The organism is Photobacterium kishitanii, assembly GCF_003026355.1.
Lineage (GTDB): Bacteria > Pseudomonadota > Gammaproteobacteria > Enterobacterales > Vibrionaceae > Photobacterium > Photobacterium kishitanii.
The window spans coordinates 132,675-157,117 of the sequence record NZ_PYON01000001.1; the positions used below are offsets into that span (position 1 = coordinate 132,675).

The following is a 24,443-nucleotide window of genomic DNA, read 5'->3' on the forward strand; positions in this document are numbered from 1 at the left end:
TCTAACCAATTTGATGTAGGTCAATATTTTAACATATTATGAAGCAATATTACGAGTATTAAAAACCTTACCATATTTGATTGATTGCAATGTAACCAGTATGCATACCATAAATGATAATAAATAACGCATTACCACGTTTAAAGTAACTATTTTGGAGTAAAAATTTTAGTTTATCTGCGACGGTTCCTATAGCGAACATAGCCGGTAAAGTACCTAGACCAAAAGCTAACATGATAGTCATACCATTGATTGCACTTCCAGAGACTGCAGCCCATGTTAATGTTGAATAAACTAAACCACAAGGTAACCATCCCCAGAGAAAGCCAAAAGGAATGGCTTTAAAAGGTGATGTTAATGGTAAAAAATACTTAGTTATAGGTACAATATAACGCCATATACGGTGACCAATACGCTCAATATAAGTAAGACCAGACCACCATTTACCGATATATAGCCCTAATATAATCATCATGATAGAAGCTAAAATACGCAACAAAATCAATGTGCTACTTGAGTTGCTGAGAGTTGCAGCTTGAGCGACGGCTTGGCTAACAATTAATCCAGCTATCATATAGGCACTTATTCGACCTAAGTTATAGCATAATAAATATATCCAATGGTGTTGCGGTTTATCTGGCATCCCCATTGTTACTGCTGCCGCGATACCACCACACATGCTAATACAATGGCCTGCACCGGTTAAACCTATGATTAATGCCGTCAGAAAATTAAGTTCGATCATGACTAGAGTTTGATGATAACACTGCCTTTTTTGATGAAGTTTGAGACGAATTTTGGGGCTTTTCTAAATCATCATCAAACAAAATATCATAACCTCGACGCTCTAAATCATCAAATTGATTAGTCTTTACTGCCCATAAAAAGACAGAAATTGCGAGGCAAACAAAAATAAGTGCAATAGGTATTAACATGTAAAGAATTGACATTTATTTTAATAACCTTAAAGAATTTGATACAACAATAATAGAACTTGTAGACATACCTATAACTGCAATATAGGGAGCAACAAGACCAATTATAGCTAATGGTAGAATAATTAAATTATAGCCTAATGCCCACACCAGATTTTCATGAATAATATTACGTGTCCGTAATGCCAATTGTCGTGCGGCAATGATAGGTAATAATCGATCACCTAATAACACTATATCTGCCGATGACTTAGCAATATCGGTACCACCACTTAACGCAATAGAAAGGTGAGCCCCGGCCAAAACGGGTGCATCATTAACACCATCACCAATCATTAATGAAATATCAGTCGATGGTATTTTTTGCAAGTAATTCAACTTGCTTATTGGGGTCATATTCGCTTGTAAATGGTCAATATCTAATTGTTGCGCTACTCGTTGAGCATTAACAGAGCAATCGCCTGTTAACATTGTGACTTTCATTCCTTGTTGTTTTAAAGCATTAACTAATTGTTTGCTATCTTTACGTATTGGATCTTCAATTTTAAAAGCAGCAATAATACGTTTATTGCATGATAACCATATCGAGTAGTCATTAAGGTGTTGATTGTTAGTAGCAGGAGGATGCGTAGATTGGTTGTGACTGACAAATTCGTACTTACCAATTCGCCATTGTTGTTGATTTATAGTACCACTTAAACCATGACCAATTACATTTTCAACTTTATCAAATAGTGCTGTTTTTGCTTGATAAGGTATAAACATTTTTGCGATCGGGTGATTTGCATAGCGTTCTAACTCTGCTGCGTACATTAGAATATCTGCAGTGGAATGCTGACCAAATACTTTGGTTGTAACGAGTTGAACATTACCTTCGGTTAAGGTACCTGTTTTATCTAATATAACATGATTTACTTTGCACAATGTTTCCAATACGTGGCCGCGACGAACCAATAATCCTAGTCGTCCTAATGACGATGTTGAACAAGTTATTGCTGTTGGTGTAGCAAGCGATAATGCACAAGGGCAGGTAGCAACTAATACAGCTAATGTTATCCATAATGCATCTTGTGGGCGATAGATATACCAATAAAGCCATGTTGAAAGCGCAATGACTAAAATTGCTGCAACAAAATAGCGTGCAACAGTATCAGCAATTAAAGCTATTTGGGGTTTTGAATATAATGCATGATCTTGTAAACGGACAATATTGGAAATTAATGAGTCTTTACGATCATGCATGACCCTAACAGAAATATTGCCATCGACATTAATTGTACCAGCAAATACAGTATCGTTTTCAGTTCGTTGAACCGCAACAGATTCTCCCGTTAGCATTGACTCATTAATAGTTGTTCTGCCTTTAACAATGATTCCATCAGCCGGTAAACACTCACCAGGGAGAATTGTGACAACGTCACTTTTTTTAAGTGTTTTAGCTGCAACTTTCTTGCCTGAAATAAGCGTAGCCATTGTCGGAATAAGTTTTAATAAATTAGCACTTATAGCTGCAGCATGACGCCGAGCTCGCATTTCAAAAAAACGACCAAGCAAGAGGAAAAAAGTAAACATTGAAATTGATTCGAAAAAAACTTCACCTTGTTCAGTAATGGTGGCATATAAGCTGGCGCTATAAGCAAACAATAGAGCAATAGATACAGGCACATCCATACCTAAACTTAACGTCTTAATATTTCGCCAAGCATTACGATAAAAAGGGAGAGCTGAATATAATAAGACAGGGGTCGCTATCAATAAACTAATCCAACGTAAATAATTTTGAAAACTATTATCATGCTTATCTAAAACATCAAAATAAAGTGCAATAGCTATCATCATAATTTGCATTGTTGCAATACCAGCAATCCCTAACTTGTACAGATAATGACGCATAGTTTGTTGATAATTTTGTTCTTGAGAATCAACTTCAAAGGGAGCGGCTTGGTAGCCTAATTGATGAATAATAATCAGTAAATCGCTTAATTTTACAGTTGCTGCATCCCACACTAATAAAGCGCGATGAGTTGTAATATTCACTTCAATCGTGATGACACCTGCTTGTTTCTTCAATTGTTTTTCAATTAGCCACGCACATGCGGCACAAGAAACGCCATCAACAGAAAGTGATATTTGTTTATGCTGTTGGTCATTTTCAATTACAAAGTCATCTTGAATATCTTGATGATCATAAAGTTGCAATGCTTGTAGGTTCGGAGGAATAATATTGGATTTTTGCGCAGTTTGAGTTCGATGTTCATAGTAATTAGTTAAGTTATTATCAACAATAAGCCTCGCTACTGCTTCACATCCCGCACAACATAAGTGTCGTGACTCTCCTAAAATCTCAAGATGAAATTGACACTCTTGAGATATTGGTTCATCACAATGATAACAACGTTGAATAGGCGGCGGTGTTATACTGTTTAAAGTCATTCCTTGTTATACCTATGTATTAATATAGGAAAAGTATTGGCTCCTTATAAGGTTAGCACTTAATATCAGATATGAATTTTTTTAGTCATTTAATAGCTAAATAGTAATAACAAAGGAATACATAAGAAATGGCAGCACAAAAATTAACCAGGGGAAGATTAATTCAAATTATTGTTTTAATGATCGTTTTAATTACTGCATTTGTTTGGAGAACAGTAACATATCAAGCACAACCTATAACAAAAGTTCAAGCGAAGGTCTGTAGTTTAAATGCGGGAAATTGTTTATTTAATATTAATAATAAAACAGTTACAGTCGCATTATTACCTGTAGCGCCGAAAGCTGATATACCGCTTATATTGAATATTAAAACTGTTGATATAAAACCTAGTGCAAATGTAAGTGGTGTTAGTATGAATATGGGTACCTTACCAATTATATTTAAACAAAAAAATGATGGTTGGAGCGGTGAGTTTATAGTCCCTCAATGCACCCATGACAATATGACATGGGTTATCGATATTAAGGTTGATGACAATATATATTCGTCAAAATTTACAGTAACTAAATAAGATAAGTAGTGCTATTTTTCACTATATATCAAATACAGAGTAAATATTAATGGTAAATGTTTACTCTGTATAAATCATTTTTTTTGTCATCCCGCCATCGATAACAAAATTTTGCCCTGTAATAAAACCAGATTGAGAACAGACTAAAAACTCAATCATTTCTGCAATATCGTCTGTATTACCAACACGACCAACAAGATGTTGTTGATGGTCTGCGCTATTTAAAATTTCGTTAGATGAATTGATCCACCCAGGCGATATACAATTTACTTTAATTTCCGGTCCTAAACTAACCGCTAATGCATGAGTTAATGAAACAATACCACCTTTAGTTGCACTATAAGCCTCTGTATTTGCTTCTGATTGAAGTGCTCGCGTTGATGCAATATTAATAACATTACCATGTGAGATCTTTAATAATGGTAAGCATTGTTGAGTGATCATTAAAGGAGCAGTTAAGTTAATATCAATAATACGTTGCCATTCATCCAATGGTAAAGACGCTAATGGTGTATTGTAAGGATTAGCAATCGCTGCATTATTAATAAGTCCATTGAGTCGACCAAACTGTAATGTTACTTCATTAATAATTGCTGTCATTTCATTTTTATTAGTCACATCAGCAGGCCAAAATCTAATTTTCGGGTTATCTGCAACTAGTTGATGGCCAGCATCAATATCTATATCGACAGCAATTACAATATTATTTTTTTTAGATAAATACTGACAAATACCTTTACCGATACCTTTTGCACCACCAGTAACTAATATAACATTTTGAACAATTGAATATGACATAACGCTCCTTGAGTCTATTAACTGTATACTATGATAGGTGATAATAGGTTAATTCATAATAATAAGATAAAAAATAATAATTAAAAATGATTTGTTTACTGATCATATTAAGAAAAATGATTATTATAAGGAAAAATTAAAAAGATATGGCTATGGATATTGCAACAAGTTTTTCAGTGCTAAATAATTCTCATGATGCGATCGTTGACGCGATTAATAAATTAGATGAGAAAATAGCACCTCCATCATTACTTTTGTTGTATTTTTCGGAAAATTACGATTACGACGTTTTACAATTAATATTAACGAAGCGCTACCCAAATACACCGTTTCTCGCATGTTCATCATGTCAGGGGTTTATGACGGAGGAAGGATATATTAATGGCCAAGGTATCGCACTTTGGGCTATTAATGATATTGTTGGTGCTTATGGGACATCTATTGTTTCATCTAACAGCTCTATTTTTAATATTGCTCGCCAAGCAATACTTAAAGCAATTAATAATAGTGGTCGCCTTGGTGAAGCACCAACATTAATTTTACTTCATGCGACACCAGGATATGAAGAAGAGGTGATTAGAGGAATAGAAGATGTTGTTGGTAAAAACATTGCCATCATTGGTGGTAGTGCGGCTGATGATCATGTTCAAGGTAAATGGCAGATATTTAACCAAGAACAACAAACACAACAGGGTATAGGCATTGCTGTTTTTTATCCAAATTGTGAAGTAAGTTTTTCTTTTCACTCAGGTTATGCTGCAACTTCATATTCAGCCATTGCCACAAAAGTGCAAGGTCGAGAGTTAATTGAATTAGATTATCAGCCAGCTGCGGATATTTATCAAAAATGGATAAAACAAAGTTTTGACGCAAACAGTAGTATTATTAATGAAAGTAGTTTAAATCCTCTCGGACGCTTAGTCGGAGAAATTCATGATTTACCTTATTTCAAATTAGCACATCCTTTAATGGTAACTAAAACCAATGGTTTAAAAATGTTTGCCTCTATCATTGAGGGTGAGCGTTTATATTTCATGACTGGTACAGATGAACGATTAATAACTCGAGCAGGTCGAGTTGTTACTGCAACAAATGGAATTAAATTAGACCCAATTGGTGGCCTAACAATATATTGCGCAGGTTGCATGCTTAAAGTTCAAAAACGTATGAAAGAGGTCGCATTGTTTGTAAAGATTGCGATGCATGACAAACCTTTTGTTTGCCCATTTACTTTTGGTGAGCAGGGGCAATTCGTTACTGGTGAGAATGCACATGGTAATTTAATGATTTCAGCTGTTGTTTTTCATAGGGACTAATAATTATGATTGGTTTTGATTCAGAAAAACTACAAGAAACATTATTAGATCTTCAGCGCAGTCAAGAGAGAGAAAATCAATTACGGATAGAGAATGCAGCAATTCTTGAAGGCGTTTCTGCAATGGCTGGCGCAAATAATAAGCGTCAAGTTTTTAATAGTTTATTAGAAGTTTTACGGAAGTTTATTGCTTTTGATAATGCGATAGTTCTAACTCGTGACGACGAGGCTTCAGATTTACATGTTTTAATGAGTACTGTTACAACGCTTGATTTTAGCCATTGGCAAGTCGGAAGTACATTTAATCGCTGTATAAATGGGGAGTGTATTGCATTATATTCTCCCAAAGACATTGAAGAATTTAAAAATAAAAGCTCTGATTTATTAGATATATGTAATTCAAGTTTGATTACTGGGGTAAAAATCAGTTCTGGCGATGCTATGATTATTCTAATGAGCACCGAAAAAGGACATTTCACTTCTAGTTGTCGACGTGTTTTAAATAGATTTAGACCATTACTTGAACGCGCAATTATTGATATTGATTATCGAGAGCGATTGCAATCGTTAGTTACAGCACGAACACAAGAACTCACTCATAGCCAACAACGTTTTAAAGATTTTGCGCGTACTGTTGGTGATTGGTTCTGGGAGATAGACACTGATTATAACTTTAGCTATATTTCAGCGTCTCATATTGCTAACCATTTAATAGATAATGATAATATCATGGCATTCTTTGATGGCCATGAGGATTTTAAACAAAAATTTCGATTACAATTACAGCAAAATCAGTCATTTGAAGATCTTGAGTGGCAATTAGTCATAGACGGAAAAAAACAATGGCTCAGTTTTAGTGGTACTCCTTACTATAATAAACGTGGATTGCTGCTTGGTTATCGTGGTACAGCAAAAAATATAAGTGTCAGAAAAAAACGGTTATGTGATTTACAGCAAGCTCGCCAGCAAGCAGAATCTGCAAATAAAGCTAAATCACAATTTATAGCAATGATGAGCCATGAAATAAGAACGCCATTAAATGCTGTATTAGGTTTAATGGATCTATTATCATCCTCAGGCCTAGAAAATGAGCAACAACAATGGTTAGGACAAATGGAGCAATCAGCACATTTACTCTTAACTATTATCAATGATATCCTCGACTTATCTAGAATTGAATCTGGTAGCTTTGAATTATTCAATAGTAATATTAATTTTTCAGACAGTATTACCTTGGTTAAAAATCAACTTCAGCCAGAAGCCAATAAGAAAAACATACTATTACAATGCGATATTGATAAATCCATTCCTGAATATATTTTTGCAGATAAAAATCGCATCATTCAAATCATGTTTAACCTTATTGGTAATGCTATAAAATTTACTAATATTGGCTCTGTTAAAATAGTTGCACGTAAGATAGATAATAATATTGAAGTTTCTGTTTTAGATACAGGTATTGGAATTGCTGATGATGCATTGGAAAATCTCTTTAATCCATTTCATCAAGCTGATGGTAGCATTACCCGTAAGTATGGTGGTACAGGATTAGGATTAACGATTAGTCAGTTATTGATAAAAAAAATGAAGGGAACTATCACAATTAAAAGTGAGTTAGCTGTTGGTAGTTGTTTTACCGTTACATTTCCTATTCATCCTGCAGAAGTTAAAATAGATAATCCAACTGAAAAAAAACAAATAAAATTAATACAATCACTTAATATATTGCTCGTAGAAGATAGTCTTACAAACCAGCTTGTTGCTAGGTTAATGTTAGAACGGCGAGGACATCAGGTTACGATAACTAATCATGGCCAAGAAGCAATATTAAAACTGTTACAGTGTCACAGATCATTTGATTTAGTGCTAATGGATATATCAATGCCCGTTTTAGATGGGTTAGAAGCAACTAAATACATCAGAAAGCTCAATATTGATACGCCAATCGTCGCATTAACTGCAAATGCTATGCAGAATGATCAATTTCTGTACCAGCAAACAGGAATGAATGGTTTTTTAGCTAAGCCAATTCAACCAGAAGAGCTAGATCTAATGCTCGTAAAATATCAGATTTTAAAACAAGTAACATAACATTAGTTATACATGATCAAGACAGCTGGGATTTTTCTAAATATTCAAATAACTAAGTACGATCAAAAACTGACTGTGTTAAACACAGTCAGTTTTTAGTTCATAAGTAATTAAGATCTAATTTAAGTACCAAGCAAATGTAATGTGCGGCAGTATTTAAATTAGGTGTTAATTACCTATTTTATGGTAAATAGCCAATACTGTTAAATAGCGAGAGTTTAACGATATACAGATCGTTAAAGAGGGAGGTAATAAAGAGCAGTTCAAAGAAAGATAGTCATTATATCCCACTACTTAATACCTTATTTAACATAATATACATAATGCGCACTTAAGTGTCAGGTTATTATCGGTGTTTCTTTCTAGGCCGTTTGGCTTTATTCTTTGATACTGGGCTTAGGTTCATTAGTTGCTGACTTAAGGTTTTCATTTGGAGCCTTGTTGCAGATTGGAACATTAGACTTAACTCTTACTGGTTTTTTCGTATCAACATAATCAACCGTGTCACCATAAACTGTAAATACCTAGCCGCATAAAGTGTACGATTGTCGATTTCTAAAAGATTACTTCCAAGTCGATAAACCGTTGTTAGAGAAACAGCAAGATGTTCAGCTAATTGAGATTGGTTCAAACCAAGCAATAATCGAATACCTTGAAACCCCATGGAACGCTCTAAAACATAACATCCCTAATAATGTAGTATGTTTCATACTGGAACATAATGGTAATTACGTTTATTGGTTTTCATTGATGATGCCACTGAAAAACTGATGAAGTTACGATTTAGCGAAACATAATCTGCGTTTGATTACATGGTTGCCACTCGTGAATATGTTGAACACATGGTAAATCCACTGCTTTTTACAGTGATCGGCATGCCTCCTTTCATGTCATTAAACGGATGTAGAAACTAATAGCAGAACTTAAAGATTGTACAAATAGCCCTCAAGCCAAAGTCAGTGTTGAGCGCGTGAACAAAACCTTACAAGATCGCTTAGTCAAAGAAATTCACTTACAACACATTGATCGAATGTGTGGCTCCCCGACTTTATCACTGATTTCAACCAACGTTTTACTAAGCTGCTCAATAGACATGCATCGGCCATTACGCGAATCGGAAAATGAATTACATGATATTTTTGCATGGCAAGAGCAAAAAAATATGGTCATCGAAAATTAGGATTTAAAGTATTTGATAAGATCGAGGATATTGATAAAGGTTAGGTGATTGATAACAAACCTTTGGGTGCAGTATTGAAATTTTCCCAGGCTAAACAGCAACAATATGACCAACAGCAAACACGTCGTCGAAGCAAAAAAGCTGTGACTTCCCTACTTTTCCCCCTATGAACTACCTTAAAAGGATACATTTTAAAATAGAGAAAACAAAGGTGTCGGGTTCTTATACCTAGTTCGTTGGTCTAGCTCTTTGATGACGGCTTATATTCATTAGTTAATGAGTCACCGATAAATTCTTATTTTTCTATTTGATATTTACTGATCAATTTGAGCTAAACTAATATGTTATTGTCAGATCTAATACCTGCTATAAAGATTTTAGTTCTGTGTTATAAGACCATGACTTATCAGCACAAGAAAAATAATTGAGCGCCATCGTCTCAATATTTGATAAGAATAATACATCAATAGATGATGATATTAGGATTCCGAATTTAAAACGAAAACCTTGAGTCTATCAACCATGTTATCGTTACACTTATATAGAGCATTAGTATTAATATTGATTACGACTTATGTTGCCTGTTCGCGGAGTATGTCTTTGATTATTACACCTACGACTCGCAAGTATATAATCGCATGTTCATTTCAGTGTTCTGATTAAGACCTGATTGAACATGCGAGCAAACATTAAAAGATCGTTTAGTTAAATCTATCTCTCTATTTAATTAATCCAAATGTTAGTTCGAAATTTTCTTGAGTAAAATGACCATCATCACCGAAAAAAACGCCTTAATAGTTAAATTTTAAGCCTTGGAAATTTAACCATCAACAGGAAAAAGTTCTGACTTCCCTGCTCTATAAATCATTAATACTGATATTGAAAGCGAAAAATGTCTTCATTTAATGTTGTAAGCTAAGAATTTCTGTATCCATAGTTCACTCAATTAATTTTGTTATTGCCTTTATCTAGATATGCTTAATCTTAATATATTTTTCATAATCACTTAGATATAAGACAATTAAGTATAGATAACTGAAGTATTGGTCTAAAAAAACATCTATTCTATCGTATTATTATAGCTTTTATGATAGTTATACTTGTTTCACAATTGCATATTTAGCGGTTTTGTATAAAATACTAAGGCGCTTTATCTATTTTGATACGGTGAATTTGATGACAATTTAGCTATCGATTTATAGCTAAAACTGATAGATAAGAATAAAAATGAACGATGAAGTAAACGACGGTTGTAAACGTCTTGGGCGTTTCGATGTTGATTTTGCACGTAGAACCATAACGCGAATTAGTGATGGCGCTTTTATTAAAGCTTCACGCTCAGAAACCTTAATTTTCACTCTTCTTGCTGAGTCTGCTAATAATACAATATATAGAGAAGTATTATTGGCTGAATGTTGGCAAGGAAAAATTGTTACTAATAATTCGCTAACAGTTGCAATTAAAAATTTACGTACTGCTTTTTCAAAAATTGGCGAGAATAAAATAATAACAACAGAGCCTAAATTAGGTTATTGTATTCGACAATCTGCACTTATTGATGACGGCTCTCACCCACCTAAAAGTGATGAGATTAGTTGCGAAGAAAAAAACACGCGACCTTTAATTGAAGTTCAACCTGTTGTTGCTAAAGAAAAAGTAGAAAATTCAAAAAAAATAAAAATATTAACGCCACGAATATGTAATATTAATGTTTTTGAGATTATTGTTGGCATTGCTTTTTTCTTTGCTACATTAACAATATGTTATCGTTTTTTATTTTTCATTGATACTACCTCTGTTGAGGGGTTACCTGTTATATACAATGGTGCTGATTTACCAAAACCGGTCCAAAATGCTATTTTACAGAATGATAATAGTAGTATAAGCAGATGGTATGCGTTTCCTATTAATAAATCATGTAATTATTATCAGTTATTTAGTGTAAGTAATGATCATTTTATTAATTACTCACCTACTATAAAACAGGAAATTTGTAGTGTTAAATAAAGCGCTTATAGGCATTGTTAGTGCTCTTGTTTTTTTGATTGTACAGGCAATAATTAGCTCCGTTAATACTAAGGCTACTTATGAGTTTTCAATAAATAATAATATTGAACAAAAAGAAACATTAAAATTAACATTAAATGATGGTCATGCGTCTATGCTGATTTCTCGTAATTCAAATAGGCAAGACTTTATCCATTTTGATGGTTTATTTTTACGATTTCAAAATCATTATTATTTATTTGGCATTGAACATATAGATAATAATTCTCAATTCATGTTCAGTAGTTTTTTTATTGATTCATTACGTTCAGGAGAAGCTATTTATATACCACGCTCTCCTTCTTTGTGTTTGGATAAAGATTTTTCTGATTTATTATTAGGCAAAAAAATAAGTGTTTAATATAGTAAAAGTCATTGTGAGATGGCTTTTATTTTTAATAAAACTATAAAGTTATAGTGCGTTAGAATAAAAGATTCACGTCTATGTATCTTCTTGTTATTATAAATATTCAATAAGGAGTAACTATGGCTATTACCATTAGAGATATCGATCAGCATTATTATATGATCGAAGCATTAAAGTCTCTGACAGAAACAAATGTAACAACGAAAGCATTAATAAAAGGTGGTTATTTAGCCGTTGAAATCGGTGAACAATTAGAACAAGAGACTAATCGACGTCTAAAAGCAGAAAAAGAACTAGCTGAATTAAAAGAAAAAGTTGCCCTTTTTATCCAAAGTAAAGAAGCTTTAATTAAATCTATTAATTGATAGACTTAGTCCAAGGAGTTAATCCTTGGACTAATTATTATTATCAACTACAACTAATTCATCAAACCCTGTATTGCTATCATATTCACGCTCAAAGTTTAAATTATTAAACGCTACCATACATAATTCCGTTGTATAGTGGACAATACAACCAGGCATTAAATGTCCCCCATATACACACCCTTTTCCATCAGCAACGGAAATGTGGATATGAACGTGCTGTGGTGTTAATGTTCCTGACAACGTTATAATTTCTAAAGGCCCTTCTAGATTTAATACATTATTCTCGTCCGCTAATCTGATTTTAGCTTTAGATAAGCATCCAACCCCACTTAATAATGAGCCCGCTTGAATACTATTTTTCTGAACAAATTCCAGTAATGAATAACGTAAGTCATCCCCTTGTAATAATCGTTTCGCATAAGGTGTCATTATTTGTAACCTTTTCATTCATAATAAAAACGTTATCTTATCGATAACGTTTCATTTTAACTCTAGTCGCCTATGCTCTCTTTCCGCGTTTTGAGGTGGGTATATTGTGCGGAAATACATTTTTAATACGTTGTTTAATTTTGTTTGGGATATTTTTTGAAAAATCTAATTTTGTAACAAATCGTGTTTTATATACTTTTACTCGCCCTGAAAATGGTGTTTTATGAGCAATATCTCGGCAAGCTATTTGAAATCCCGTTGGTACTTGTCCTTTTGTCTTAATAAGTTCACCATCTTTAAACTCTAGTACCATTATAGGACGATCCTTAAATACAAGGAAAACAACTACAATAGCTAATAAAAGAACATATTCCATTACACACTCCCTAATAGTAAAGTTTAACTTGAAAGAGAAGTACCAACGACTTAATCAAAAAGTAAATTATTCAAAAGAATCTGAATTAAGTAGTTGGTTGAGATCATTCTTTAAATCAGAAACTTTTTGACTTGCTTGCTCTGTACGAGAGCTTTCGCTAATCAAATATTCGATAGTATCCGATAACGTTGAACCCAACTCTTGCGATTTTTCCGCTAGCTTTTCCCAAACACGGTAATCCAAATCAATTGACTTCTTTCTTGTATGCATCTGCTCTGAATTAAAATGTCGCTTCCGTTTAGCCCTAATAGCTTGCTTTAGTTTATTCTCTAAATCACGGGACATATTGTTATCAATCCACTCGATAACTTTGGTTGGTTCGTGTTCAATATCAAGTAATATTTTTACCGCTGCATTCGCTTCACTTTGATCTATAAAGCTTGTTATTGCCTCTCCTTCTTTCCATTTCTTAACCAAATAAGTCCATTTCCAACCTGCTTCAAGGTTCTCAAGTTGCTGATATTTCATAGGATTGATAATTCTCAAACTATTTAAACTGACCGTTACAGTGTAACTCCAGAGAAGTAAAATAACAATCTATTCCCCCAATATTAAATAACCTTAATATTGAAATTTAAATATAGACGATAAGTGTCTATTATGAGTCCTTTGATTGCTTTATACTGCACATCTTTTCACAGTAACAATAGAAATCATAAATTTATGCATGAAGAATCTTGGCGTAACATGTTTCCTGATTACAGCCCATACCAGCACGTTTTAGATCAATATGATGATTTAGACCCTACTATGGTTGGCATCCTTCAGTCCCGCCTATCAGATGCTGTACGCCGCTTCACCGCGATGAATTTACAGCCACGCATTCTACGCATTACGGCTTCCGATAACACGTTATATCGTGATTACATTATTGAATTGCTAAAAAAAAGCATTAATAAATCAAGCAACGATAATGAAAATACCGTAAAACAGCCAATCATCACTGCCGGTGACAACGTCACTCATGAAAAGCTATTTGGCGCAGTTTACCCAGCTAAAAACGGTGAAACACAACCTCAGCTAAAGTACGGCTTACTCCATCAAGCACATAACGGTTATCTCGTTTTATCTATTACCGCAATTTTAAGCGATCCAAGCTTATGGCCACAATTAAAAAACGTATTAACGGATGGTCAACTCGAATGGCATCCCATCACTAATAAGCAGCTCTATACTATACCAGCAGCAGAAACAGTTAATGTTAAGCTTATAATTATTGGCGAACGTTATCTAATGGCTGAGCTTGATACAGCGGAGCCAGATTTAAGCGATGGCTTAGCAATGTATGGTGAATTTGAGCAAGATTTATTACTTAATGAAGCTACACTGACAGATTACTTGAGCTACATTAAAGGTATTGGTGCTCATTATGGTTTGCCAGAACTTGCCGACTCTGATGCGATTAACGCGATATTACAGGCAGCTGCTCGCCATGCTGAAGACCAAACACGGTTACCTTTGTGCCCATTATGGCATTTAAATTTACTTTCAGAAGCTGCTGTAGAATCTGAAGGAAAACCAATCACAGCTCTGCACATCAAAGCGTCATTAAGAGCAAAAGAATATAGAGAATCATATTTACCTGAGCGTGCAATTGCAGATATTCACCATGGCCAAGTGCTCATAGCGACTGAAGGTGAAGAAGTAGGACAAGTTAATGGCCTAACTGTTGTTGAAATGCCAGGACACCCGAATGCTTATGGCGAACCGGCTCGTATTTCTTGTGTGGTTCACTTTGGTGATGGTGATATTGCAGATGTTGAACGTAAAGTTGAACTCGGCGGTAACATTCATGCAAAAGGCATGATGATTATGCAAGCCTTTGTCGCAACGGCATTAGACTTAGATCAGGCTCTTCCCTATTCAGCATCAATTGTATTTGAACAATCCTATTCTGAAGTTGATGGTGACAGTGCTTCTCTTGCTGAGCTTTGTGCACTTATGTCAGCATTATCGTCACAACCAATTAATCAAGAAGTCGCAGTTACTGGTGCTGTCGATCAATTTGGTCGTGTGCAAGCTGTTGGCGGTATTAACCAAAAAATTGAAGGGTTCTATAAGGTTTGTGTGCACCGAGGCCTTACAGGTAATCAGGGTGTAATTTTACCACATACCAATTTATCGAACCTTTGCTTAAATGATGAAGTTATTGAAGCTATTAAGGCAAAACAATTCCATATTTGGGCAGTAAATAACGTTGATGAGGCTATTCCTCGTCTTACAGGTAAACCTTTCCGTAGTGAAAATGAAGATGATGAAACAATCCTCTCTTTAATTGAAGAGCGTATTGATTATTTCCATCATGGTGACCTTTCAAATGAGGTTGGTGTTATTAATCGACTACGATTAATGATTTCCAACTGGTTGGGCCAGAACTGATCCGAGTTGTTTAGCGTACACGTGTAAGCTAAATTGCTTGCATACTTTTGAAGGAGTAAATGATTCTAATGACACGCCAGAATTCTTATACACACGAAGAACTAGTTGCATGTGGTAAAAGCGAACTATACGGTCCTGAATTTCCATCACTACCAGTAGATAATATGCTGATGATTGACCGTGTTGTTAATATCTCTGCAGAAGGTGGAGACCACGGCAAAGGTTTTATCCATGCGGAATTAGATATCAATCCTGATCTATGGTTCTTTAAATGCCACTTTATCGGTGACCCTGTTATGCCAGGCTGTCTTGGCCTAGATGCTATGTGGCAACTTGTTGGCTTCTTCCTTGGTTGGTCAGGCGGTGAAGGCAAAGGTCGAGCTCTTGGTGTAGGTGAAGTTAAATTCACAGGCCAAGTCTTACCAACAGCGAAAAAAGTAACCTATGACATTCAGTTTAAGCGTGTTATTAACCGTAAGCTTATTATGGGTGTTGCTGATGGCCGTGTACTTGTTGACGGTAAAGAAATCTATGTTGCTAAAGATCTAAAAGTAGGTCTTTTTAAAGATACTGACAACTTTTAATTCTTTTCCAATTTTAATACTAAAGCCCTGAAGTCTTCTTCAGGGCTTTTTTTTTAATACTTTTTCACAGTAATATATTATTTAGTCCACCAGCAATAACATCAAAAAAATATAGTAAAAGACTCATCATCCTTCCTATCATTATTGCCATCTTATTGAGTAACTAATAACAGTAAAATATAAATAGATGGCTTTTTATCGTGTGGTTATAAAAACCCAATCTTTAAAATGATAGCAATAATATATATTGGTAATAAAAAGCCCCTTCTCCTAAGGGGCATCAGAAAGGTTAACCATGAGGGAGGTTATCTTATTTATAGAGACCTTGTTGCATTTCCTCTCTTGCGTCTCGCCAACCGCCTAACCAATTCGTACGGGCGTCTGTACCGTTGTACGGACAATCATCTGTAGAACGGCCATTCAAACCGGCTTGATAACCTCGAGCTTGTGCGCGTTCTAAACGATCCCGCTTTTGTCTCTTCATAGTTCGATCCTCATTCCTTATCTGTTGGTACTTTTCATCACACTAAAGTAATGACGGAGTGTTTTAACTCCTTTATTAAAAATGGGTCAAATTTCTAAATTGATCAAGCCTAAAAACAAAACGGGCTCACAAATTGTGAGCCCGATATAATTAAACAATTTAATTAAAAAATTATTTTCTTCTTCTGAAACCAATAAAGCCTAACGCTGTCAAAGCAAGAATGCCAAGTGAACCACCAGAACGTTTAAACGGTTGTTCATCATCATTAGCACGTTCTTGAATATCACTAACTGTTGCATTAGCTATAGGAACTAACTTTACAGCGACTTGTTGCTCTGTAACGCTACAACGTGCAAGCTTACTTAGATTTTCATAACCACCTTTACAATAATATGCCGTTGCTGCAATCACGCCTGCATTATTAATGCCAGTAGCATCCATAATACGGTATGAGTTAGCAATAGAGTTAGCGGCACCATTATCGTTAGTCAGATCATCAAGCATCCAAGCACCACCAGCCTTTAATGGGCCTTGAGCTGCACCATTAATGTAAGTAAATGCACGATGACGCGCTTCTGCGCCGTTACTCGCCTGAATATCAACCCAACCAACAACTTGATCATTATTATTGATCGCAGCTGCATTACTGTTTGAATTGTTGAAGAAAATTGAAGGAACTAGCTGATCTAAGAACTTAGCAGAACCATCACCCACTTTGTAAATAAAGGCGCGTTGTGGTTTCTCACCATTCCCTTTTGCATCACCTACAATCACAGATTGGCTATTAACACCATTAGCTATAGTATAAGTAAAATCACGATCATCACCTGGTTTAATAGATAATCCAGGAATTAGAGTACGAGTCCATGATGATAAGTTACCCGCTGACGCTGTAAAATACGCAGCCTGCATTGCATAAAAGTCATTATTAACATCAGTAGTCGAATAGCCAACCGCAATTGGATTGCCATTATTTAATGCAACAGCTTGGGCAGATGCTTGGAATGATAACGTATCATTATCTTTATCAATAACGGCTAAACCATCACGGTTATCGCCACTAGCAACAGTAATTGCATGAGATGTCACTGTACCATCAGCATTAACTAGCCAAACTGCAGCTTCATTAGCAAACGTACTAAACTGGCATTCCCAATTCTGATAAAGATTATTAGATGGATTAGTTGCACATTGTCTAAATGCATCAAAATTTAGATCTAGTGGGCTATCTTTTAAAATATCACCTGAACTTGGTAATTTATCGGTATCTTCACGATAGTTACCATCTCTATCTTTAGCATAAAAACTTGGCGCATAAGATGATGAACCAACTACAAGCAATTTACCGTCTGACATAGCAACAGCATCATTCGCTTGAGTTTGTCCCATATTCGAAACAAGTTCATTCGATGTCGTTACAGGTGCTAATTGAATTGATTGCCCATCTGTATTAACAAAGCCACGCTTGCTAAATGCTCTAGGCATACCTGAATCATTTTTAAACAATGCAGATGATGTAATACCATAAACAAAGTCAGTACCTACAGCACCTTTTACAATAGTATCTGTAGTATCTGCAATAATATGACCAAGATTCGCTTTCTGAGTGCCATTATAGTCTGCAATCGTAGACGCAAATGTATTAACTGGTGCACCATCAACTAAACCTTGAGCATTTGAATGGTAGCCATTAACCCAAGCAGCTTGTTTTTTCTGTAAGCCACCTAAGCCTTGGCCATTCCACTCATCACCATCAGCATATCCATCACCGAAGAAACGCTTCTCAGCCCAAGTCTCACAAGTGCCATAACCTAAGTTATTGCTACAATAGATATTCAGTTGATTTAAATTAGTTATCTGTTGGTTATTTTGATTATACGGTGTGGTATCAGCAATTGGTGTACCTTCTGTACCGCGAAGAGCTTCACCCGTAACTTTATATGTTTCACTTGTACAATCAGCCGTAAAGCAACTTGGATCAGTCCCTGAGTCTTGAATGCCAGTACTTGAGTATAAAAGCGGAGCATCTGATTGTGCCGTATCAAAATATGGCTGATCTTTTAATGTACTATTCTGGTCAACAGGTACAACTGTATACACAGCAGCATTGGCTTGTGAGGCACCCGCGATTAAAATAGCAAGTGTAGAAAGCTTTAATATCTTATGTGGCATTAGGATTCCTTTTGCATCGCGTCCAGCTCTTCCCATCGTTCAAAAGCTACTTCAAATTCTTCTTCAAGCTTAGCTAAAGCTGTAAGCGTTGTTTGAGTATCATTTTTCGGATCCGAGAAAAACGCAGGATCATTAACTTGTTCCTGCAATTTTGCGATTTCATTTTCTAAGTCTTCAATTTTTTGCGGTAAGCCTGCTAACTCATGTTGAAGCGTAAAAGATAACTTCTTACCTGCACGTTTAGGTGTTACTTCTTGCTGCTTTTGTTCTTGTTCAGCTTTTTTCTTTTTTGCTAATTCAATTTGAGCAGCCTGCTCTTTTGCTTGATTTGCATAAGAATTAGCGCGCTGAGATTGAGCATCATGGTAACCGCCAACGTATTCGTTAACAACGCCATCCCCCTCAAAAATCCAGCTTGTTGTCACAGTATTATCAACAAATTGACGATCGTGACTCACTAAAAGCAATGTTCCTTGATAATTGGCAAGAATATCTTCCAAAAGTTCCAATGTTTCGATATCTAGATCATTGGTTGGTTCATCGAGAACCAATAAATTATTAGGTTTAAGGAACAATTTTGCCAATAATAAACGGTTTTTCTCACCACCAGAAAGTGCTTTAACTGGTGTACGAGCACGGCGTGGGTGGAATAAGAAATCTTGCAAGTAGCCTAATGCATGACGTGTTTTACCATTAATAGTTACTTCTTGCTTACCATCAGCAAGGTTATCCATTACCGTCTTCTCTGGATCTAGAATTTCACGGTATTGGTCAAAGTAAGCCACTTCTAGTTTAGTACCACAGTGGAAATCACCTTCTGTTGCTTGTAATTTATCAAGCATCACTTTAATCAGCGTACTCTTACCACAGCCGTTAGGACCAATTAATGCAATACGATCGCCGCGCATGACATTAAAGCTAAAGTCTTTAACGATTTGCTTATCACCGTAACTATAACCGATATTTTTAGCTTCAAAGACAATCTTACCTGAGCGGTTAGCATCTTGTAGCTGCATATCGGCCTTACCGACAACATCACGACGCTCACTACGCTCATTACGTAATGCTTTAAGCGCACGTACACGACCTTCATTACGCGTACGACGGGCTTTGATACCTTGACGGATCCATACTTCTTCTTGCGCCAGTTTCTTATCAAATAACGCGTTTTGTTCTTCTTCTACACGTAATAATTCAGTTTTAGCGTCTAAGTAAGCTTCATAGTCACCAGGGAAAGACACTAATTGACCACGATCTAAATCGATAATACGTGTTGCCATTGAACGGATAAATGCGCGGTCATGCGAAATAAAGATAATTGAACCACGGAAGTCTTTTAGGAAACCTTCTAACCATTCAATCGTTGTTACATCTAAGTGGTTAGTTGGCTCATCCAATAGTAAAATATCAGGGTCACATACAAGCGCACGAGCAAGTGCTGCTTTACGTTGCCAGCCACCAGAAAGGTCAGTTAACAGCGTATGTGGTTCTAATTTTAAGCTTTCTAGTACAGCGGCAATACGTGTATCAAGCTGCCAACCATTGTGATGATCAACTTGTTCTTGGATACGTGCTAACTTATTAATGTTTGCTTCACTAGGATCTTCTGTTACTAAATCTAACTGATGATGATATTCACGCAGTACACGACCCGCATCAGCAAGACCTTCTGCAACATAATCAAATACTGAACCTTCAGCATTACGTGGTGGATCTTGCTCTAAGCGTGAAACCACCAACTCGTTTTGACGTTGAATACTACCGTCATCAAGTAATACCTCACCAGCAATCACTTTCATTAATGTCGATTTACCTGCGCCATTACGGCCAACAAGACAAACTCGCTCATGAGAGTGAAGAAGGAATTCTGCTTTATCAAGTAGAGCATGATCGCCGTAGGCTAGTTGGGCGTTACTGATTTTAATTAGTGCCATCTTATTTTAACCAAGCTTATAAGTAGTTAACCATGCCGCTAACCTATTTCTGTCAAACGGCCAATGGAGTTCTGGCATCGAAATAGTGTGATCATGATTTTGAACTGAGAGTACGGGTATAGTTACACCGTAACGAGAGAATAAAGCATCATCAAACGCGATATCGATGATGCTTACTTGATGCTGCACTCCCATCTCCACCAGCAAACCATAAGCTTGCTCGCAGAGATGACATCCTTGTGTGCTATAAAGTGTGATTAGCACTTAGTCTTCCTTGTGAGTAATAATCCAACAGTTATGGATTTGCTTATTTTTAGCGAAATCAAGTGGTAATGTCTTATCTGAAATATTCTTAGCTTGTAAGCCAAGTTCAGTCAGTTTTTCAAGATCCATCTTGAAATGACGCTTATTGTTAGAGAATACAATCTGTCCATCTGGACGCAGCATACGCTTTAGATTTTCCATCAACATGATGTGATCACGTTCGATATCAAAAGTCTGCTTCATTCGCTTAGAGTTTGAGAACGTTGGTGGATCGATAAAAATCAGATCAAACGTATCATCAACTTCTTGTAACCATTGTAGACAATCTGCCTGCACAAACTCATGTTGATCACCAAGCTGATTATTAAGCTCCATGTTCTCTTGAGCCCAACGCAAGTACGTATTTGACATATCAACGGTTGTGGTTGATTTAGCACCACCTACTGCAGCATGAACCGTTGCAGATCCTGTGTATGCGAACAAGTTAAGGAAATCTTTACCTGCTGCCATCTGACCTAACATACGACGAGTAATACGGTGATCTAAGAATAAGCCTGTATCAAGGTAATCATAAAGATTTACTTTAAACTTAATACCGTATTCATCAACGATCATGTGACGTTCAGCACTTGATAGTTTTTGGTATTGATTGCGGCCTTTTTGACGCTCACGTACTTTTAAAATAACTTTATTTGGCTCAACACCCGTTACTTCAATAGTGGCACGTAATACATCCATAATACGGCGACGTGCTGTTTCTTCAGAAACTGTCTTTGGTGCTGCATATTCTTGAATGATTAGGTAATCATTGTATTTATCAATAGCAGCGTTGTAGTTAGGTAAATCCGCATCATAAATACGGTAACACTCAACGCCTTCACGCTTAGCCCACTTACCTAACTTCGCGATATTCTTCTTCAGACGGTTAGCAAAATCAGGAGCGACGTCTTCTTGAACAATAACGCCTTCTTTCTCGCCGTCTTCTTTCTTAACACTACCAGCAGTAATTAAGTATGTTTTAAGTACACAATCAAGTGCACCGTTACTTAATTTAAATTGTTTGTCTGCACGCATACGCATACAACTTAACAATTCATTAGATCCTGAATAGATAGCTGCAACAGAACCTTCAAAGGCAAGCTTTAAACGGTTACCAAACTCTTTGTACAATGAGATAAGCTCAGATGTTGTGCCTAAACGCTCACCGTAAGGAGGGTTACAAAGAATAATACCTGTTTCAAACCCTTCTGGACGAATCAGTTGTGTCGCATCACCGTATGCAAAGTCAATTAAACCTTTCACACCAGCACGGCCAGCATTATCACGAGCAATTGCTAATACACGTTGATCCATTTCACGACCAAAGAATTTAGTCGTTACTTTCGCAGGACCACGACGCGCTTTAACCGTCGCTTCAGCATGAATCTCTAGCCAAGCTTCTTTGTCAAAATCTTTAATTGACTCAAAGCCCCAACGCTTACGTTTAAGACCTGGTGCAATTTCAGCAGCCATCATAGCAGCTTCAATGACTAACGTACCTGAGCCACACATTGGATCTAGCAATGCTGTTTCTGGTGTCCAGCCACTTTTCATAACCAATGCAGCAGCATGTGTTTCACGTAATGGCGCTCGGCCGGCTTCGCTACGGTAACCACGTTGGTGTAAACCACTGCCAGCCATATCTAGGCCAAGAATACCTTTCTCTCCAGAAAGACGCATATGAATACGTAGATCTGGATTTTCACGATCGATATTTGGACGACGAAGATCCGCTTTAGTAAAACGATCAACAATCGCATCTTTGATTTTCATCGCGCCGTATTGGCTATTACGGATTTCACGGTTTGTACCATTGAAATCAACCACAATACGCGTATTGCTATCAAAGTGGCTCATCCAATTAATCGCCGTTGCACCTAAGTATAAGTCCATATCATCACGGACATTAAACTCACTCAACACTTGGATGATTCGAGAGGAGATACGAGTCCATAGACAGCAACGATAAGCCATTGCTTGATCTGCTTTAAAACGGACACCGGCATGCACAACTTGAATGTTCTGTGCACCTAATTGTTCTAATTCATCCGCAAGCAAGTTTTCTAGGCCGCGGGAAGTAATCGCTAAATATTGATTCATGGCGTTCTTTTCACACTAATATTGCATCGAATTATAACTGAAATCACATTAAATACCTCGCTTTTACCACAATCAATTCGTTAATTAGATGAAAAAATAAACCATTGATAACCAATGACCATTCCCGACCCATTATTTGAACATAAATTCAGCGCATATTTTTGCCTTCAGTATTGTTTGTTTTTACACTTGTAATTATCCACCCACGTGAACAATTAACAACTAAACCCGATTTTAAACACTTCAAAAATAGGGGTGAAAACATTGTTCACACAAGAGCACACCAACTAATCAATTGAATTTTAATAATAAATAACAACCAAAACCTATTAGCATAAGACTATTAAGCGACATAAAAGCCTGTGTTATTAATGGAAAATATCACAGTGGAATAAATGGAATATCTCTGGGTAAATTTATTGATTCGACGATCTTTCACTCTAAAATAAGGAAATTATTTGATTTAATATGACATTAACAACAATAAAAATAGCGATTTTGACTATGCTGTTAGGATAATAATGGTTGTTTTTTATGCTTAAATGATCATTTTTTTGATATTGATCACACTACTATTTATGTCTAGTTTCAACTTCTTTATTCCTTTTTATATAAGCCACCAGCAAGATCAGCTTAAGATCTAACAAAATTTTCTTCTCTATCGCTCCATTTTTTAGCCTCAAATAGCTTAATATCACTATTGATGTAAATTAAATAACAATGAAGAAAGTATGTGTTTATCTCGGTACGAGAAAGCATGGCAAGATTAACAATCGTAGATGTAAGAGCATTAATTGCGCAGGAATAACGAGGTTATAAGTAATTATGATCGAGGAGAAAAAGCAGAGAATAGATAATGATATTAATAACACACAATAGTAATTAGGGAGTTACATAAGAGTAACTCCCTACCCTACTAGAGCAAAGTCCATTGGCATACTCCCTGAATATGATGACATACGATTATTCATAACACGGATTGTATCTGAAAAACTAAGCATCTTATTATTATCTAACTTTATTGGTGTAACATCAGCTAGCATACAAAGACTTGAATTTCCGTCATTTTCAACAACAACAAAACGTGCACAACCATAAGCCGTTTTTAAAATAACCACTTCTCCCCAATGAGGATTAAGTCCAATTTGTGGTGTGAAAAACCAACTTTTTGCCATCAACGGTTTTTGAAAGCGGTACGCTGCGACAGCATTTAACGCCAATTCAGATTTACGCGCTTCCGATAATGGTAAACCAACCATCCCCTCTTTAAATGTTTGATAAGCAGCAACATCTGCCACCGTAAAAACTTGCTTTGAAATAGACATTGTTTCAGCAATTAATTGCTTTGATGGTATAGAAACACAAAACAATAATTCATTACCAAGATCTAGCATCAATACCTTTCTTTCAACATCAAACTGCCAATACCAGTAATTATTTGGAGTTAGCATATCCCCTCCCTTACTTGCTATATTTCGATATTATAAACAAAATTTTACTGCACAAATGACATATTA

General features: G+C 35.9%; 22 protein-coding genes and 1 pseudogene. 9 read left to right on the top strand and 14 right to left on the bottom strand.

Annotated features, from left to right (window positions below; all coding sequences use genetic code 11):
• Window positions 1-67: 67 nt before the first annotated feature.
• From C0W29_RS00580 to C0W29_RS00590, 3 genes are read right to left on the bottom strand one after another with little or no spacing between them, the layout of a single operon-like run.
• On the bottom strand, window positions 68-745 hold the full coding sequence (locus C0W29_RS00580) for a sulfite exporter TauE/SafE family protein (protein ID WP_045042018.1): 678 nt from the start codon (window positions 743-745) through the stop codon (window positions 68-70).
• Window positions 732-950 carry a cbb3-type cytochrome oxidase assembly protein CcoS gene (gene ccoS, locus C0W29_RS00585; protein WP_045042017.1) on the bottom strand — a complete coding sequence of 73 codons (219 nt, stop codon included), beginning with the start codon at window positions 948-950 and terminating at the stop codon, window positions 732-734. Before ccoS ends, C0W29_RS00580 begins: the two co-directional genes overlap by 14 nt.
• Complete coding sequence (locus C0W29_RS00590; protein ID WP_045067060.1) at window positions 951-3,368, bottom strand: heavy metal translocating P-type ATPase; 2,418 nt, start codon at window positions 3,366-3,368, stop codon at window positions 951-953.
• Between the two features lie 128 nt (window positions 3,369-3,496).
• Here C0W29_RS00590 and C0W29_RS00595 point away from each other — a divergent pair, with 128 nt between their 5' ends.
• A complete protein-coding gene (locus C0W29_RS00595) occupies window positions 3,497-3,940 on the top strand; it encodes a hypothetical protein (RefSeq protein WP_045042016.1) in 444 nt (147 codons plus the stop codon).
• 60 nt (window positions 3,941-4,000) lie between these two features.
• On the opposite strand, the gene C0W29_RS00600 is transcribed toward C0W29_RS00595, so the two are convergent.
• Window positions 4,001-4,738 (bottom strand): SDR family oxidoreductase, encoded by a 738-nt coding sequence (locus C0W29_RS00600; RefSeq protein WP_045042015.1) that lies wholly within the window; start codon window positions 4,736-4,738, stop codon window positions 4,001-4,003.
• Window positions 4,739-4,890: 152 nt separating this feature from the next.
• On the opposite strand from C0W29_RS00600, the gene C0W29_RS00605 reads away from it, so the two are divergent.
• Both C0W29_RS00605 and C0W29_RS00610 read left to right on the top strand, forming a co-directional pair.
• Window positions 4,891-6,054 (top strand): FIST signal transduction protein, encoded by a 1,164-nt coding sequence (locus tag C0W29_RS00605; RefSeq protein WP_036796368.1) that lies wholly within the window; start codon window positions 4,891-4,893, stop codon window positions 6,052-6,054.
• 5 nt (window positions 6,055-6,059) lie between these two features.
• Entirely contained in the window at window positions 6,060-8,144 is a 2,085-nt protein-coding gene (locus C0W29_RS00610; RefSeq protein ID WP_045067062.1) for an ATP-binding protein, read from the top strand.
• Between the two features lie 469 nt (window positions 8,145-8,613).
• Here C0W29_RS00610 and C0W29_RS00615 read toward each other — a convergent pair whose 3' ends face one another.
• Window positions 8,614-8,808 (bottom strand): hypothetical protein, encoded by a 195-nt coding sequence (locus tag C0W29_RS00615; protein ID WP_045044516.1) that lies wholly within the window; start codon window positions 8,806-8,808, stop codon window positions 8,614-8,616.
• 70 nt (window positions 8,809-8,878) lie between these two features.
• Here C0W29_RS00615 and C0W29_RS21970 point away from each other — a divergent pair.
• From C0W29_RS21970 to C0W29_RS00635, 4 genes and pseudogenes are all read left to right on the top strand, one after another.
• A pseudogene (locus C0W29_RS21970) lies at window positions 8,879-9,218 on the top strand (ISNCY family transposase); the annotation flags it as partial.
• A gap of 1,333 nt (window positions 9,219-10,551) precedes the next feature.
• The gene (locus C0W29_RS00625; protein WP_045044515.1) at window positions 10,552-11,331 is read left to right on the top strand and encodes a winged helix-turn-helix domain-containing protein; all 780 of its coding nucleotides are present in this window, start codon (window positions 10,552-10,554) and stop codon (window positions 11,329-11,331) included.
• Window positions 11,321-11,731, top strand: a complete 411-nt coding sequence (locus C0W29_RS00630) for a hypothetical protein (RefSeq protein WP_052671563.1) — start codon at window positions 11,321-11,323, stop codon at window positions 11,729-11,731. Before C0W29_RS00625 ends, C0W29_RS00630 begins: the two co-directional genes overlap by 11 nt.
• Before the next feature lie 125 nt (window positions 11,732-11,856).
• Window positions 11,857-12,102: a hypothetical protein gene (locus C0W29_RS00635; RefSeq protein WP_045042012.1), complete on the top strand. Its 246-nt coding sequence runs from the start codon at window positions 11,857-11,859 to the stop codon at window positions 12,100-12,102.
• A gap of 30 nt (window positions 12,103-12,132) precedes the next feature.
• Here C0W29_RS00635 and C0W29_RS00640 read toward each other — a convergent pair whose 3' ends face one another.
• The 3 genes from C0W29_RS00640 to matP all read right to left on the bottom strand — a co-directional run bounded on the left by C0W29_RS00640 (window position 12,133) and on the right by matP (window position 13,438).
• Entirely contained in the window at window positions 12,133-12,537 is a 405-nt protein-coding gene (locus C0W29_RS00640; RefSeq protein ID WP_173425426.1) for a PPC domain-containing DNA-binding protein, read from the bottom strand.
• A gap of 67 nt (window positions 12,538-12,604) precedes the next feature.
• Window positions 12,605-12,910 carry a DUF3634 family protein gene (locus C0W29_RS00645; RefSeq protein WP_036794672.1) on the bottom strand — a complete coding sequence of 102 codons (306 nt, stop codon included), beginning with the start codon at window positions 12,908-12,910 and terminating at the stop codon, window positions 12,605-12,607.
• 66 nt (window positions 12,911-12,976) lie between these two features.
• Window positions 12,977-13,438, bottom strand: a complete 462-nt coding sequence (matP, locus tag C0W29_RS00650) for a macrodomain Ter protein MatP (protein ID WP_036794671.1) — start codon at window positions 13,436-13,438, stop codon at window positions 12,977-12,979.
• 195 nt (window positions 13,439-13,633) lie between these two features.
• Here matP and C0W29_RS00655 point away from each other — a divergent pair, with 195 nt between their 5' ends.
• The gene (locus C0W29_RS00655; RefSeq protein ID WP_045042010.1) at window positions 13,634-15,349 is read left to right on the top strand and encodes an AAA family ATPase; all 1,716 of its coding nucleotides are present in this window, start codon (window positions 13,634-13,636) and stop codon (window positions 15,347-15,349) included.
• Window positions 15,350-15,417: 68 nt separating this feature from the next.
• Window positions 15,418-15,933 (top strand): 3-hydroxyacyl-[acyl-carrier-protein] dehydratase FabA, encoded by a 516-nt coding sequence (gene fabA, locus C0W29_RS00660; protein WP_036794669.1) that lies wholly within the window; start codon window positions 15,418-15,420, stop codon window positions 15,931-15,933.
• 310 nt (window positions 15,934-16,243) lie between these two features.
• Here fabA and rmf read toward each other — a convergent pair whose 3' ends face one another.
• From rmf to C0W29_RS00690, 6 genes are all read right to left on the bottom strand, one after another.
• The gene (rmf, locus tag C0W29_RS00665; RefSeq protein ID WP_036794667.1) at window positions 16,244-16,417 is read right to left on the bottom strand and encodes a ribosome modulation factor; all 174 of its coding nucleotides are present in this window, start codon (window positions 16,415-16,417) and stop codon (window positions 16,244-16,246) included.
• Between the two features lie 171 nt (window positions 16,418-16,588).
• The gene (locus C0W29_RS00670) at window positions 16,589-18,589 is read right to left on the bottom strand and encodes a DUF3466 family protein (RefSeq protein ID WP_045044514.1); all 2,001 of its coding nucleotides are present in this window, start codon (window positions 18,587-18,589) and stop codon (window positions 16,589-16,591) included.
• Window positions 18,589-20,523 carry an ATP-binding cassette ATPase Uup gene (gene uup / locus C0W29_RS00675; RefSeq protein ID WP_036794664.1) on the bottom strand — a complete coding sequence of 645 codons (1,935 nt, stop codon included), beginning with the start codon at window positions 20,521-20,523 and terminating at the stop codon, window positions 18,589-18,591. The genes C0W29_RS00670 and uup overlap by 1 nt, the downstream gene beginning before the upstream one ends.
• Window positions 20,524-20,529: 6 nt before the next feature.
• Complete coding sequence (locus C0W29_RS00680) at window positions 20,530-20,787, bottom strand: glutaredoxin family protein (RefSeq protein WP_036794662.1); 258 nt, start codon at window positions 20,785-20,787, stop codon at window positions 20,530-20,532.
• Window positions 20,788-22,926, bottom strand: coding sequence for a bifunctional 23S rRNA (guanine(2069)-N(7))-methyltransferase RlmK/23S rRNA (guanine(2445)-N(2))-methyltransferase RlmL (gene rlmKL / locus C0W29_RS00685; RefSeq protein WP_045042008.1), 2,139 nt, complete (start codon window positions 22,924-22,926; stop codon window positions 20,788-20,790).
• Window positions 22,927-23,834: 908 nt separating this feature from the next.
• Window positions 23,835-24,377 (bottom strand): cell division protein ZapC, encoded by a 543-nt coding sequence (locus tag C0W29_RS00690; RefSeq protein ID WP_045044513.1) that lies wholly within the window; start codon window positions 24,375-24,377, stop codon window positions 23,835-23,837.
• Between the last annotated feature and the right edge of the window lie 66 nt (window positions 24,378-24,443).